Below are 13,938 nucleotides of genomic sequence, written 5' to 3'. Positions count from 1 at the left end.
AAAGAAAGTAAGTGCCGCCCCGCACAGGGGCAACGCTAATAGACCAACATCACTTCAAGGAAAGGCCAAAAATCCAGTTCAGACAAAGTCCAAGAAGTCAGATCAATCAAAGTCCAACGCCGTAGGCAACCACCCAAACCCCAGCGCCCCGCGCAACTTCAACTTCAATCCTCTTCATCCGTCCACGGAATATCCACATCGGAAATGAAAGCCACCGTTGCAAACGGCCCCCCATCCTGACGCCCGATCTTCCCATCAGCCCGCTGCCATTCAACCCTGAACACCGTACCAGGATCATCGGCAATCAACCGCACAGTCCGAACCTCGTCCGGATCCGCTTCCTCGACAGGACCGTCGAGCGAAACCTGCAACTCCTGCGGCCACAGCCCGTCGGTGGGATCGTAAATCTTGTCGCCGTCCGGAATCAGCGTGAATGCCTCCACGCCGATCGTCGCCGACGCGTCGACGATCATCTTGCCTAACGCGCGCAGCAACGCTGTCGCCCGCGCCGAGTTGGCCTGGCGAATTGCAAGATCTCCGCGCGTGAGCGCCTGCTCAAGTTTTGGGTTTGTTTTTTGTTGCGCCATTCGATGTCCTGAGTCCTATCGCTCTGTTATGGACGGTGGACGGCACGCCCAATCATCGCGTACCGCCCGCCATTTTTCGGGCTGAATCCTACCACTGGTATGAGCCACAGCAGCACCAGCCCCGCAGCAGAAGCCGACCAGCCCGCGCCGTCCCCACAGTTTAGGTCGTGATTCGCGCTCCGGCAGGGAGATTTGCCTTTCAATGCGTCTTGCCACGCCTTCGGGTGGCCTTCGGCGCCGCAGCATCCGCGGACTTCGCGCCGCCGATCTCCCCGATCAGATGGTCGCGGAACGCCTTCACCGACCGCGGCAGTTCCCGTCCAGCCATTGTCTGCACCGGAATGCTGCGCTGGCGCATCTGCGGATGCACAAACGGTATCGCAACGAAGCCGTCGTCAAGGTAACGGTCCCGCACCGACAGCAACCCTGTAAACATGACCGCCCCGGATTTCTGAGCATAGCGGTACATCGCGCCGCTATGGTTGCAGGTGAGATCGGGCTCGAGCAGCACACCTTCGAGCGCGCAGGTAATGTCGATCAGCTGACGAATCGTCGTACCAGGCTCGGGCAACACCCTTTCGCGAACCGGCCGAAGCGAGCCTGCCGTAACCTCTCGCGCATCCGCCGCCTGATCGAACTGGCTAACATTGCTTTACGGGCCGCCTCGCACTACCCTTTCGCGCAACAACACGTGGATCGACGACTATGTCCAAAGCAGCACCGCCTGATCTGTCCGATGATTTTGGCCGCGGCAAATCGTTGGCGAGACCCTACCCGCGGGGACTGCGTATCGACCCACACGCGCACGACTGGGCACAAGTGCTTTACGCGGTAGCCGGTGTCATGTGGGTCGAAGTCGGCCGCCAAGCGCTGGTCGTGCCGCCTCAGCGTGCAGTATGGTTACCTCCGGATACGGTGCACTCCATCCGCATGATGAGTGCTGTCGAGATGCGTAACCTGTACCTTCGCGAAAGTGACGTTCCGCATCTGAGCAGGCAGCCCGACGTTTTCGAAATCAATGGTCTCCTTCGCGAACTCATCACCACCATTGCCGAACGGGAAGCCGAAAGAAACCAGGAGTACCTCGAAGTAGCGTACCGCCTCGTTGCACTCGAACTGGGACATGCGAACCGTTATTCGCTGCGGATTCCGTTGCCCGACGAGTCGGACCGCAGACTGGATGTGCTGTGCCGCGCGGTAATCGAAAACCCATCGGTGGATATCAGCTTCGAGCAACATGCAGCCTCGGTCGGCGCGAGCGTCAGAACCCTCGCGCGTCTGTTTTCGCGCTCGCTCGGTATTGGCTTTGCCGAATGGCGGCGCCAGGTTCAACTGGCGATTGCGGTTTCGAAGCTGGCCGAGGGCCAGTCCGTGAGCGCAGTGGCTCGCGCGCTTGGCTATCGGCCGAGCAGTTTCAGCGACATGTTCCGGCGCGAACTCGGAACCTCACCCAGCGAGTTCTGTGCGGACGAGAAGTTATCGGACGAGTCCGGGCCAAGCGGTGAAACTGTGGCCGCCGGTGCGCACCAGCCTGATTCTGTCCGCAACTCGAAAGCGGATGTCTGAACAGCAACGATTCATGGCCCTACACTGATTCTCAGCGGTTGCCGTTCGCAGCCCTTCATAAACAATGCCGGGACACTACTCAATCAAACTCGCGCCGACTCAATGAGACTTAAGCCGCCTCAAGGCGCCGGATTCGGCTGCAACTCATGCAGCTTGTCGATCTCCGCGAGCACTTCCGGCGAGAGTTTCACCTCGGCGCTGGCGATGTTTTCCTTCAGTTGCTCGAGCGACGTGGCGCCGATCAGATTGCTCGTCAAGAACGGCCGGCTATTGACGAAGGCCAGCGCGAATTGCGCGGGCGACAAACCGTGACGCTTGGCCAGTTCCACATAGCGCGTGGTTGCCTGAACCGCTTGCGGCTTGCTGTAGCGCTGAAAGCGTTCGAACAGCGAGATGCGGGCGCCTGCCGGGCGTGCGCCGCCTTCATACTTGCCCGACAGCCAGCCGAAGGCCAGCGGCGAATACGCAAGCAGGCCGATATTGTCGCGATGCGCGTATTCGGACAACCCCACTTCGTAAGTACGGTTCAACAGGCTATACGGATTCTGGATACTGACGATGCGCGGCAAGCCGAGCTTTTCCGCCGCGCGCAGAAACTGCGCGACACCCCATGGCGTTTCGTTCGACACGCCGATATGGCGAATCTTGCCTGCCTTGACGAACTCGGCGAGCACCGACAGCGTTTCTTCGATCGGCACCGTGTACGCGTCGTCGACCCACGGATAGGCGGGACGGCCGAAGGTCATCGTGCTGCGATCCGGCCAGTGCAACTGATACAGATCGACGTAGTCCGTTTGCAGGCGCTTGAGGCTGTCGTTCAGCGCTTCGGTCAGGTTCTTGCGGTCGAACTGGTTGCCCTCGCCGCGAATATGGCGCGGATTGTGCGGTTGACGCGCGGGGCCGGCGATCTTGGTGGCCAGCACGATCTTCTCGCGCGCGCCGCGGTGCCGGGCGATCCACGTACCGATGTAACGCTCGGTCGAACCTTGCGTTTCAGGGCGCGGCGGCACCGGGTACATTTCCGCGGCGTCGAGCAGATTGACGCCATGGTCGAGCGCGTAATCGATCTGTGCGTGTGCTTCCTGCTCGGTATTCTGCTCGCCCCATGTCATGGTGCCGAGACCGATCAGGCTCACCTGCACGTCCGAGTTGCCGAGTCTGCGGTATTCCATTGAACTTGTCCTGTTGAAGATGTGAACGGAAAGCGCGTGACGTTACCATGCCGGCGCAATGCCTGCAGCGCGGCTAAAATGCTGTTGCTACGGGCGCGGCGTACTTCGCCGCCCTGACCGATTGTCTCCGCCGGCCCATCTGCGATGAATCCCGAACACCTCGAACTGCTGGTCACACGCGTGATGCCTTACGGCAAATACAAAGGCCGGCTGATCGCGGACCTACCGGGCCACTATCTGAACTGGTTTGCGAGTCAGGGCTTTCCGCCGGGCGAAATCGGCCGTCTGTTGGCTTTGATGCACGAGATCGATCACAACGGCTTGTCGTCGCTGATCGAACCGCTACGCAAGCGCTGAATCAAGCGCTGAATCAAGCGCTAAAGCACGCGCTGAGCGCGGCGCCTGGCGGATATTCTGCGCGGACAAAAAACACCCGCCTCGCGCCGGCTATTCCACGCGACGAGGCCCGCCGCCCCCGCTTTCGCTGGGCAAGCAACCCATCGCGGTGAGATGCGCCACCAGCCGCGCCACTGCCTGCTCCAGCGGCAACCGATCGGTTTCGATCGTGACATCCGGCTCGAGCGGCATGTCGAAGGGTCCGGAAACCCCGGTGAAATGGGGAATCTCGCCGCGCCGCGCCCGCGCGTACAGGCCTTTGACATCGCGTGCTTCGCACACCGCCAGCGGCGCATTCACGAACACTTCGACAAAACCCTCGCCCACGATCTCGCGCGCCATGCGCCGATGCCGATGCTCGGGCGAAATCACCGCGGCAATCGCGATGAAGCCCTGCTGCATGAACAGCGCCGCGACATGCGCGACCCGCCGCAGATTCTCGGCGCGGTCTTCGGGCGTGAAGCCGAGGTCGGCGGTCAGGCCGCGCCGCAGCACGTCGCCGTCGAGCACGATCGACGCATGCCCCGCTTCTTTCAGACGCTGGTGCAACGCGCCGGCCACGGTCGATTTACCGGCGCCGGACAAGCCGGTCATCCAGATGACAGCGCCACGGGTCGCGCTCATGATTTGCGCTCCGTGCCGGTGGCCGCCCTATCCGCCCTATCTGCCTTATCCGCCTTATCCGCCTTATCCGCCTTATCCGCCTTATCCGCCTTATCCGCCTTATTCGCCCGATCCGCCCTGTCGGGCCTCGCGGCCGTGCTCGTCGTGTCAGCCGCATTGGCCGCGTTGGCCTCTGCAAGCGGCGCCTGCTCGCGCGCGCCGAAGCCGTCAGCGGGCGCCAGTTCAGGCCCCAGCCCGTCGAGCAAGGGTTGCAGCAGCGCGGCCCGCGGCTGCCAGCGCCGCACCGACGTCTTGTAGAGCGGCCGGCGCACCTGCGCCGCGCTTGCCGTACTGACCTGCCGCACAGTCCGATGAAACGACAGACAGCGCTCGTCCCACTCAAGCCCGCAATGCGCGAGCAGGCGCCGGACATTGCCCTCGAAGTCTTCGACCAGTTCTTCGTAATTGATTTCGATCATCGTGCCCTCGGGTAACACCTGTCGCCAATGTGCCATCAACGCGTCGTACGCGCGATAGTATCGGCCCAGTTCACCCAGATCGTAGCCGAATGGCACATCGTGGAAGATTCGCGAGAAAATCGACAGGCAGCTTTGCAGTGGCGAGCGGGTGCTATGAACGAAGCGCGCATTCGGCAACGCCAGATGGATCAGCCCGACATTGATGAAATTGAACGGGTATTTGTCGGTGAAACGTGTATAGGCCGGATTCGCGTCCCGCAGTTCCGGCAGTGCCGTGACCATGTGTCGCAAATAGTCGGCGCCGAGCGGGCGCAATTGCATGGCGCTCACACTGTCCAATGCTTCGATATCGATGCGTAACGGGTCACCCACATCGCGTCCGACGAAATTCACCAACGCCTCGCCGAATTCCGTGCGCTCCCCCGCGCCGAACACCTGCGGATGACTCGCGAGGATCTGTTCGATCAGCGTCGAACCGGAGCGTGGCATGCCGACGATAAAAATCGGCGCCGCCGACGGATCGCCCAACCCGCGCTTCGCCGCCAGCATTTCCGAAGTGAGGAGCGCCGGCAGATGAGCGAACAGGCCGAGCGACGCGGCTTCGTCGTAACGCACGCCGCTCCGGTACTGCGCGTTGGCCTTCAGAAAATACTCGAACGACGCGTCGTCGCGGCCCACATCGGAGAGTGCCTGACCATACGCGAAGTGAATCTCCGCCTGATCGGCGGGCGGAAACAAAGCGGCCGCGCCCGCGAGTTGCTCGAGCGCGACGAACACCGGATCGTCGGCGGCAAGGCGCTTGGACTGCACGAAATTGCGGTAATACAGCGGCACCAGCGGGGCCGCCCCGATCGCGCGGCGATAGGCCTCGTGCGACTCGTCGAAGCGGCCGAGTACCTGCAGGCAGTTGGCCAGGTTGTTGTGCGAGCCGTCGGCGTTCGGATTCAGCCGGACTGCTTCGCGATAGGCCTCGACCGCCTGCTCGGGCCGGTGCATCTGCTCGAACGACCGGGCGAGACCGTGGTGCAGATCGGCGTTGCGCGGAGCGAATGCGATCGCTTCGTAATAGCGGGCGACGGCTTCAGGAAAGCGGTTCAGCGCGGCGAGCGTCGCGGCGACGCGCTCGAGATTGACGGCATCGGTGGGATCGAGCGAGCGGGCTGCTTCGAAACATTCGAGTGCGGCCTGGAGTTCGCCGCGATCGACCCACGCGTCGCCTTCGGCGCGCCTTTCGGATGCGATTGCCGGCGGTGTATCTTGCTTCATTGACGGCCAGGTTTTGCGGGCTTCGCATCGAGCGGCCCGGCAATGGGAAGTGCGTTCTTCGTCGTCCAGCCTCGGCGCGACGCGTGCGACTGGATTCAAAGGCAAATTGTCTGACGGGAACGTATCAAGCGCGCCCTACAGTTACGTTTCGAAAATTTAACGAACTGTTACAGGCCGATGGATCCGGTGGCGTTCGAAGACTGCCGCAACGCGCAGCCCTATGGCGTTCGATTGCCGCGCAGATGACATTCGAGCGGGCTCGCGCGGACGCGCCGTAATGTGCGGACACAAATGCCGCTGAACTCAGGGGCTCGCCGTATTTCTCAATCTCATGCGAGGGAGAAAATCGTGAGCAGGCGCATTGCATCAATCGTTCTGGTGGCTGTGGCAGCGAGTCTGACCGGGTGCGTAGTCGCGCCAGGATACGACTACGCGTACGCGCAACCTTACTATCCGGGCTACTACGGCTACGGTTACGGGCCCGTGTATGGACCGGCTTACGGCTCCGTGAACATCTGGGGCGGCTGGGGCGGCTCGTGCTGTTATTACCACGGGGGCCACGGGTACTGGCGTGGCGGGCACGGCGGGGGCTGGCACGGCGGCGGTGGCTGGCACGGCGGCGGTGGCGGCGGCAGTTCGTGGAGCAGTGGCGGCGGCCATGGGGGACATGGACACTAACGGGAATTCCCGCCGACCAACCCGACTCTCTAACGACGAAAGACGAAACGATTCTGCATCCACAACGTTTCGCCAGGCCTAAAAAAAGCGGCGTTGTGATTTCCCGCAACGCCGTTTTGCAAAAACAACCTCTCGCGACAACACCTAGCGGCCCGTGAACTTCGGCGGCCGCTTTTCGAGGCGCCCTGCTCTATTTGTCCTGAAGTCTCGGACCCGCCATGAGTCTCGACGAGTCGAATCATTTGTAATCTGCGCTAACCAAAGCCCTTTTGATTCCATTGATTGTGCGGTGGAGCTCACGTACGCTGTGGCCCGAATCCCGGCCAATCCGCCAGCGAACCACGTTCAGGAGATCCTCGCCGATGCAGGCCCCCAATCTTTCCCCCGCGCCGAGCCCCAACCCAGGACACGGCTCACTGATTGTGATGCTGGTTGCGGCCGCTTTTTTCATGGAGAACCTTGACGGCACCATCATCGCCACGGCGCTGCCGCAGATGGCGCGCTCGTTCGGCGTGCATCCGGTCGATCTGAGCCTGGGCATCACGTCGTATCTGCTGACGCTCGCCGTATTCATCCCGATCAGTGGCTGGGCGGCCGACCGCTTCGGCCTGCGGACCGTGTTCAGCAGCGCGGTCGCCGTGTTCACCGCGGCGTCGGTGCTGTGCGGCATGACCACGAGCCTGCCCGAATTCACCGCCGCTCGCGTGCTGCAAGGCATCGGCGGCGCCATGATGGTGCCGGTCGGCCGGCTCGCCGTGTTGCGCGCAACGCCGAAGGACGGCCTCATGCGCGCTATCGCCATCATTACCTGGCCGGGGCTCGTCGCGCCCGTGATCGGGCCGCCGCTGGGCGGCTTCATCACGACCTACTCGTCGTGGCGCTGGATCTTCTACCTGAATCTGCCGCTCGGCTGCATCGGCTTGCTGTTGTCCATCATGTATCTCGACAACACAAAGGAGAATGCCGGGCGCCGCTTCGACACGCCTGGTTTTGTACTCACGGGCGTCGCCGGGGCGACGCTGATGTACGCGATGGAGTTGCTTGGGCGCAGCAATACGCGGTGGTCCGAGGTGGCGGCCCTGCTCGCCATTGGCGTGGCCTCGGGCGGCGTCGCATGGTTTCATGTGCGGCGCGCGAGCGAGCCGGTCATCGATCTGTCGGCCTTGCGTGTGAAGACCTTTGCGGTGGCCATGGGCGGTGGTTCGCTGTTTCGTGTGTCGATCAGTGCAGTGCCGTTTCTGTTGCCGCTGCTGTTCCAGGTGGGCTTCGGACTGAATGCGTTCGAGTCGGGGCTGCTCACGCTTTCGGTGTTTGCCGGCAATCTGTCGATGAAGGTGGTGACCACGCCCGTCATGCGGCGCTTCGGCTTTCGCAGCGTGCTGATCGTCAACGGGATGTTTGCCGCGATCTCGCTCGCGGCAATGAGTCTGCTTTCGCCTGCCACGCCCAAAACGGTGATCGTGGCCGTGCTTTTCCTGAGCGGGCTGTCGCGCTCGCTGCAATTCACGGCGTTGAATACACTCAGCTTCGCCGACGTCCCGAAGGCGCAGATGAGCGGCGCATCCGCATTGTCGAGCACCTTGTTCCAGATGACGATGGGTGTCGGCGTGGCCCTTGGCGCGATCGCGCTACGCGTCGCCGAATGGCTGCATGGGCACGATTCGCATTCGATCGCGCCGGCGGACTTCAGCGTCGCGTTTCTGATCGTTGCGGCCGTGGGCCTGCTCGGCATCTTCGATCTGTTCGGGCTTGCGCGCGATGCGGGGGCCGAGGTCAGCGGACAAGCACCGTCGCGCCGCCCCGGCTAGAAGATGGAAATCGTTTCAGCCTGCAATTTGCGCAACTCGACATCAATCTCGTCGAGAGACATCCCGACGCTTCGGCCATCGAGATCGGCGAACAGCTTCTTCATCGCCTTGTGCTCCAGACGCTTTTCTGTCGCATCGACAAGGCGTTCGACGATTGCGCTTACTGCTACGACGCGCCCCACGACTGCAGCGGCCGTTTTATGGTCAGCCGTGACCGTAAAGACGATTGCGCTTCCGCCTATCAAGGTGACCGCGCCGAAGAACAAGTCGATGCGGCCAAACAGGCGCTCATTGAGTGCATTCCAGCAGCGTCCATACCGAACATCGAGTTGGGCTTCGTACTTCGTCCGTTCGTAAATATCCATAAGCCACTCCATATTGCCGATTCGGCGTCGGGACGGGGGTTGGACTTGGCGCCGGACCGGGGTTTCGGGACGGCGGCACGTTGGATATTTCTCTCGGGTCATGCTGGTTCACGACGCGTACCGCGGCTGAGGTGCTCAGTGGCCACACATCCGTCGTGTGGCTGAACGGCAAATCCGGCTGCGTCGCCACCAGCCACTGCCGGCCGGTCGCTGGCGCCTGAGAGAAACGGCGATGCCCTGCACCCCTTTTCGACGCCGACATGAGTGCTGATCGAAACTATATCGCGGGCGTACAGCATGGCTGGAATTTGCGAAACGCCAACGACGAGGCAGGCTGCGGTCGTGCATCGAAGGTCGGACAGCACAGATTCGCCATGCCAAAGCCGCTCCCGCTTCATCTGCCGCGGATCAAGAGGTCCGACGTGGCTAATCACCCGCGCGAAACGTGCCACTGCTGTCGCAAACCGGCCAGACTAGCCTCAACCTTCGCACTGAGGTGCGCCTGCCCGGCGGCCTCGACTTCATTGTGTGGAAACGGTGGGGCTCTCCGAAAGCATGCCGTCGATGAAGGTATGCGCTCGCTTTTCGGCGTACCTGAACGCATCTTGCTCAGACATAAATTCCAGTTGCTCTGGAAAGCTTGCAATAACCTTTTGCGCGGATTGACCGGACGGGCTGATGGTCCAGGAAACTTTGTACCGGCGTCCGGCGCTGTGCAAGCACAACGTCTTGCCGGTCGTGACCTGCACGTCGATCTTGAACGCGCGGTACGGAGCATAAGATTGGCAAGGCATGATCGCCCCCTTACGAGATGGCCAGAATATGCAGCCAGCATGGCGCAATCGCCGTGCCCCGTGGGGAATCGCCAGGGAAAATACCAATCGTCGTGTGATTTTTTACCCGGCTGCGCCAGCGCCGAAGCTGTCGGCCTCGTCGTCGGGCTCTGCCATGCTCGTAAGTACGTCGCTCAAGAATTCGTTGAGGATGAGCTCATGCTCGGGCGAGCCGGGAACGCAGTCCTCCGGGTTCTTCTTACCGCGCGCCTTGCGAATCGCGCGAACGGAATTTTCAATGACTTGCGCGACATCCCACATCGGATCGTCACGCTCGAGTTTGGGTGGGTTGTTTGTGTCCATGCCGCTGTTGTCGGCTGTCAGAACCGAAACTTTAGAGGTGAGCAGTGAAGGAACGCCCAATCCTTTTCAGCGGCGCAATGGTGCGCGCTCTGCTCGACGGTCGCAAGGGGCAGACTCGGCGCATCGTCAAGGGCTTCGCGCTCGAGCTGCTGCGGCCTGATAACTTCACACCCGAATACGTTGCTCTGCCCGAAAATGACCTTAGTCCGTATGGCTATGCAGGTGATCGGCTTTGGGTGAAAGAAACGTTCGTCGCCTTTGGTCGTTGGGAGACGCGCTTCAACGCAAAGAAGGCGCGCGACGAATGGCACTTCGTCGACGTGACCATCGAGTCTGGATTCGCCTATCGGTTCGAGGGCGCCGACCCAGACGCCCGACGTCTTGCCAGCGCACTGCCGACATGGCACACGCGGCCGTCGATCTTCATGCCGCGAGCGGCATCGCGAATCACGCTCGAGGTCGCTCGCGTGCGCGTCGAGCGACTGCAGGAGATCAGCGAGGACGACTCATATGCGGAGGGTGTCCACGCTGGTTCTTGGGAATACGACAACGGCGAAGGTACCGAAACCGCCCGCGAATCGTATCAGTGCCTATGGGACAGCCTCAACGCCGCGCGAGGCTATGGCTGGGATGCGAACCCATGGGTGTGGGTTGTTGAGTTTCGAAAGGTGACCCGATGAGCGACTATCTCACTGCACAGGAGCTGGCCGACCTCGTCGGCTGCAAATCGAACCAGGGGCGCCGCCATGGCGCACTGGCTTTCGGATAACCATTGGCGTTTCGTCGTCGATAAGAACGGTCTGCCGAAGGTCGCACGCGCATACCGCGATAGCAAACTCGGCGTTTCCACAGATATGAAGTCAACAAAATACGATGCCGGCCCGAACCTCCAAGCCTTCGCGTGAGAAGCACGTCGCCACGAACGAATCCACGGACATTGATCGCCTGTACAAGCGGTATGGCGTGCGCAAAATCTCCTTCTGGTACAAGTACCCGGACGGCCGCAGCGAGACGCTGACGTCCGCGAAGCTCGGCGACCGGGCGGAGATCACAGCAGCCGAGCGCAGCGCGAAACGCAAGGCACTCGACATTCAGGCGGGCCAGATCCTCTCGGGCTCGGTCGCCGACATGATCGACCGCTTCAAAACCGACGTTGCGCCGACGCACTTTCGCGACCAGTCGAAAGAAGGGCTGGCAGTGCGCGCAGGCGCATGCGATCGCCTGACGAAGTTTTTCGGGCGCATGGACCCGAAGAAGCTCGAAACCTTCCACGGTTATCAATACCTCGACCAGCGCGCTAAGGCCGGCGCACCCATCGGCGCCAACAAAGACATGGCGCTGTTCCAGACCGTCTGCAATTACGCCGTGCGTTGGGCGCCGATAAGCAAGTCGCGAGCACGCTTCAACTGCTCTGCGGTCGCGCCTGAACCCCCAACGAAGCGGACGATATCGCTAGTGAACTCGTAGACACCGTCTACGATTCTGGCTGTGCCCCGACACTTCGGAGAAGTTGTTGCGCAGCCAACGAACGAGAATTTACCCCGGAAGAGCTAGCCCCTAGCCCAATGATGTTGGATAAATAAAACGAATGCTGACAGTTGTCGCAGTAGCAAAGAATTGGCACCTGCCGCGCGGTCATGGATTGGGCTCTCTGTTTTTCGATGCGGGTAAATGGCGCACGGCTGACGCAAAAAAGCCCGCAGCGTAGTGCGGGCTCAATTCCGAAATTCGAATTTGCGTTCCGAATTTTGCAAAGTGCAATTTTCGGTGACAGCTAAATACTTGATACTAGAGAATTCTTTGGGGTGGCTGATGGGGCTCGAACCCACGACAACAGGAATCACAATCCTGGACTCTACCAACTGAGCTACAGCCACCACTGACATCTGCTTGACTTGCTAAGTAACTCATTGCTGAGAAACTTGGCTCGCCGATGAAGAAACGAGATTATACGAACAAGAATCTCGTTTGCCTAGTCCTTTATTCAAAAATTTCGACGGGCTCACGCAGATGCTGTCTCGCCTCGTCGAAGATGGTCAGATCGCGCGCCGCCAGACGCTTGCTATCGGACAACACGCGACGCCATCCACGCGCACCTGCCTCACCACGGTAAAGACCCAGCGCATGACGCGTGATCGCACCGAGGTACGTGCCGCGCGCCATTTCGGCCGCGCAATAGTCGATCAGTTTCGCCTCGACCTGCTCGCGCGTGAGCGGCGTATCCGTCGAGCCGTAGAAGCGTGCATCGACATCGGCCAGCACATAAGGGTTGTGATAAGCCTCGCGCCCGAGCATCACACCGTCGACATGCTGGAGATGCGCCTCCACTTCATCCAGCGTCTTGATGCCGCCATTAATGATGATCTCCAGATGCGGAAAATCGCGCTTCAACTGATATGCGTAGTCGTATTTAAGCGGCGGAATCTCGCGGTTCTCTTTTGGGCTCAAGCCCTTGAGAATCGCGTTGCGCGCGTGCACGACGAACACGTTGCACCCGGCGTCCGCGATCGTGCCGACGAAGTCGCGCACAAACGCATAGTCCTCCACCGCATCGACGCCGATCCGGTGCTTGACCGTGACCGGCACTGACACGGCATCGCGCATGGCCTTCACGCAATCGGCAACGAGCCGTGGTTCGTTCATCAGACATGCACCGAACGCCCCGCGCTGCACGCGCTCAGACGGGCAGCCGCAGTTCAGATTGATCTCGTCATAGCCCCATTGCTCGCCGAGCTTTGCCGAGCGCGCGAGATCGTCAGGTTCGCTGCCGCCGAGTTGCAAAGCGACCGGCGCTTCAGCGGGCGTAAACGCGAGATGGCGCGGCACGTCGCCGTGCAGCAGCGCGCCGGTGGTGACCATTTCGGTGTAGAGCCACGTATGCCGCGATATCACGCGATGCAAGGAGCGGCAGTGGCGATCGGTCCAGTCCATCATCGGCGCGACACAAACGCGGCGCGGACTGGGAGTTTGAGCTGAAGACATGGGGCGGCCAGGCGGCTTGAATCAAACCGCGATTTTACCGCAAGTCGTCAAATGCCCCTGGAACGTCCCAGGACCGAACAGGAATTTACGACAACACACTGATAACCCCCCTGGCCGGCGGGTCTTTCATCACCAAAAACGCTTCCTTACGGGGTCGGACCACCGGCGAGGCTTATCGCATATAGGTCTGACCGATTATTTCAGAAACGAGAATAGTAATTTCAGATTATCAGCACAAATTTTCAATAGTAGGGGTATACACTGCCTTCCATCGACGTTGCAGACACACCTCACGGGCCCCTGCGACGCCTTCCTGAAATGAAATCGAAACGTACTCGGAGTCACACCATGAAGACCAAGCTCATCGCCGCCCTGCTGGTTGCTGTTTCTGCCTCGATCGCTGCGCCCGCATTCGCTAGCGGCTACGGCCCGGCACCGTTCTATCGTCCGTCGGTCGGCGCACCGGCTTCGCAGCAAGGCCAGAACGCGCAAACCGTTGCAGCTGAACGCGCTAGCGCCGAAGCCAACGCATACGGCGGCGTGAACAACGTGTCGTCGCAATCGGGCACGCGTGCACAGCCTGCGTCGGGACCGCAATCGGTTTTCTTCGGCCACTAATCCGTTGCCGTTGAGGGTTGCCGTCCACAAGACGGCAGCCCAGGCTGGGCGCCGCTCATGCAGCAATGCATGCCGGCGCCCAGTGCCGTTTACAGGGCGACTGCGGCATCGAGCCCCGCCCGTCCTTCATCACCCTTCGCGCTCATCCGTTTGCGGCGCTTCGCAGAAACGAATCCGGTTACCGAACGGATCGATCGTTTGCAGCACTTTCCCCCACGGCAACGTTTCGACACCCGGCTTCCCGTACCTGTAGTCCTTGCGCTGAAGTTCGGCATGCAACGC

The 13,938-nt window shown here is 61.1% G+C and carries 16 protein-coding genes, 1 tRNA gene and 1 pseudogene; 7 read left to right on the top strand and 11 right to left on the bottom strand.

Annotated features, from left to right (window positions below; all coding sequences use genetic code 11):
* Positions 1–164 precede the first annotated feature (164 nt).
* Both QOC89_RS19270 and QOC89_RS19265 read right to left on the bottom strand, forming a co-directional pair.
* On the bottom strand, positions 165–587 hold the full coding sequence (locus QOC89_RS19270; RefSeq protein ID WP_179731370.1) for a hypothetical protein: 423 nt from the start codon (positions 585–587) through the stop codon (positions 165–167).
* A gap of 199 nt (positions 588–786) precedes the next feature.
* Positions 787–1,161, bottom strand: a pseudogene (locus QOC89_RS19265) (LysR substrate-binding domain-containing protein); the annotation flags it as partial.
* A gap of 131 nt (positions 1,162–1,292) precedes the next feature.
* Between QOC89_RS19265 and QOC89_RS19260 the strand changes: the two are divergent.
* On the top strand, positions 1,293–2,153 hold the full coding sequence (locus tag QOC89_RS19260; protein WP_323046485.1) for a helix-turn-helix transcriptional regulator: 861 nt from the start codon (positions 1,293–1,295) through the stop codon (positions 2,151–2,153).
* Between the two features lie 119 nt (positions 2,154–2,272).
* On the opposite strand, the gene QOC89_RS19255 is transcribed toward QOC89_RS19260, so the two are convergent.
* Positions 2,273–3,325, bottom strand: a complete 1,053-nt coding sequence (locus QOC89_RS19255; RefSeq protein ID WP_323046484.1) for an NADP(H)-dependent aldo-keto reductase — start codon at positions 3,323–3,325, stop codon at positions 2,273–2,275.
* 144 nt (positions 3,326–3,469) lie between these two features.
* On the opposite strand from QOC89_RS19255, the gene QOC89_RS19250 reads away from it, so the two are divergent.
* Positions 3,470–3,682, top strand: coding sequence for a DUF3820 family protein (locus QOC89_RS19250; protein ID WP_006048800.1), 213 nt, complete (start codon positions 3,470–3,472; stop codon positions 3,680–3,682).
* A 90-nt stretch (positions 3,683–3,772) separates the two neighbouring features.
* Here QOC89_RS19250 and cysC read toward each other — a convergent pair whose 3' ends face one another.
* Both cysC and QOC89_RS19240 read right to left on the bottom strand, forming a co-directional pair.
* Positions 3,773–4,345, bottom strand: a complete 573-nt coding sequence (gene cysC / locus QOC89_RS19245; protein ID WP_323046483.1) for an adenylyl-sulfate kinase — start codon at positions 4,343–4,345, stop codon at positions 3,773–3,775.
* Complete coding sequence (locus QOC89_RS19240; protein ID WP_323046482.1) at positions 4,342–6,069, bottom strand: tetratricopeptide repeat-containing sulfotransferase family protein; 1,728 nt, start codon at positions 6,067–6,069, stop codon at positions 4,342–4,344. Before QOC89_RS19240 ends, cysC begins: the two co-directional genes overlap by 4 nt.
* A gap of 348 nt (positions 6,070–6,417) precedes the next feature.
* Between QOC89_RS19240 and QOC89_RS19235 the strand changes: the two genes are divergently transcribed.
* Entirely contained in the window at positions 6,418–6,747 is a 330-nt protein-coding gene (locus QOC89_RS19235; protein ID WP_323046481.1) for a hypothetical protein, read from the top strand.
* A gap of 362 nt (positions 6,748–7,109) precedes the next feature.
* Positions 7,110–8,555 (top strand): MFS transporter, encoded by a 1,446-nt coding sequence (locus QOC89_RS19230; protein ID WP_323046480.1) that lies wholly within the window; start codon positions 7,110–7,112, stop codon positions 8,553–8,555.
* Here QOC89_RS19230 and QOC89_RS19225 read toward each other — a convergent pair.
* From QOC89_RS19225 to QOC89_RS19215, 3 genes are all read right to left on the bottom strand, one after another.
* Complete coding sequence (locus QOC89_RS19225) at positions 8,552–8,920, bottom strand: hypothetical protein (protein WP_323046479.1); 369 nt, start codon at positions 8,918–8,920, stop codon at positions 8,552–8,554. The two genes, QOC89_RS19230 and QOC89_RS19225, sit on opposite strands and share 4 nt — an antisense overlap.
* 521 nt (positions 8,921–9,441) lie before the next feature.
* Complete coding sequence (locus QOC89_RS19220) at positions 9,442–9,714, bottom strand: hypothetical protein (protein WP_323046478.1); 273 nt, start codon at positions 9,712–9,714, stop codon at positions 9,442–9,444.
* A 102-nt stretch (positions 9,715–9,816) separates the two neighbouring features.
* Positions 9,817–10,056 carry a hypothetical protein gene (locus tag QOC89_RS19215; protein WP_323046477.1) on the bottom strand — a complete coding sequence of 80 codons (240 nt, stop codon included), beginning with the start codon at positions 10,054–10,056 and terminating at the stop codon, positions 9,817–9,819.
* Positions 10,057–10,100: 44 nt separating this feature from the next.
* Here QOC89_RS19215 and QOC89_RS19210 point away from each other — a divergent pair, with 44 nt between their 5' ends.
* On the top strand, positions 10,101–10,736 hold the full coding sequence (locus QOC89_RS19210) for a hypothetical protein (protein WP_323046476.1): 636 nt from the start codon (positions 10,101–10,103) through the stop codon (positions 10,734–10,736).
* Between the two features lie 193 nt (positions 10,737–10,929).
* On the top strand, positions 10,930–11,523 hold the full coding sequence (locus QOC89_RS19205; protein ID WP_323046475.1) for a hypothetical protein: 594 nt from the start codon (positions 10,930–10,932) through the stop codon (positions 11,521–11,523).
* 334 nt (positions 11,524–11,857) lie between these two features.
* Here QOC89_RS19205 and QOC89_RS19200 read toward each other — a convergent pair.
* Positions 11,858–11,933, bottom strand: a tRNA-His gene (locus QOC89_RS19200).
* 103 nt (positions 11,934–12,036) lie between these two features.
* The gene (gene dusA, locus QOC89_RS19195; protein ID WP_323046474.1) at positions 12,037–13,038 is read right to left on the bottom strand and encodes a tRNA dihydrouridine(20/20a) synthase DusA; all 1,002 of its coding nucleotides are present in this window, start codon (positions 13,036–13,038) and stop codon (positions 12,037–12,039) included.
* A gap of 348 nt (positions 13,039–13,386) precedes the next feature.
* On the opposite strand from dusA, the gene QOC89_RS19190 reads away from it, so the two are divergent.
* The gene (locus QOC89_RS19190) at positions 13,387–13,656 is read left to right on the top strand and encodes a hypothetical protein (RefSeq protein WP_323046473.1); all 270 of its coding nucleotides are present in this window, start codon (positions 13,387–13,389) and stop codon (positions 13,654–13,656) included.
* 129 nt (positions 13,657–13,785) lie between these two features.
* Here the strand turns inward: QOC89_RS19190 and QOC89_RS19185 are convergent, their stop codons facing one another.
* Positions 13,786–13,935 (bottom strand): glyoxalase superfamily protein, encoded by a 150-nt coding sequence (locus tag QOC89_RS19185; protein ID WP_416340418.1) that lies wholly within the window; start codon positions 13,933–13,935, stop codon positions 13,786–13,788.
* Positions 13,936–13,938 lie beyond the last annotated feature (3 nt).

The sequence above is a fragment of the Paraburkholderia sp. genome, from assembly GCF_034668105.1.
Lineage (GTDB): Bacteria > Pseudomonadota > Gammaproteobacteria > Burkholderiales > Burkholderiaceae > Paraburkholderia.
The sequence above is the reverse complement of the archived record's forward strand: the minus strand, read 5'-3'. Positions and strand labels throughout refer to the sequence as shown.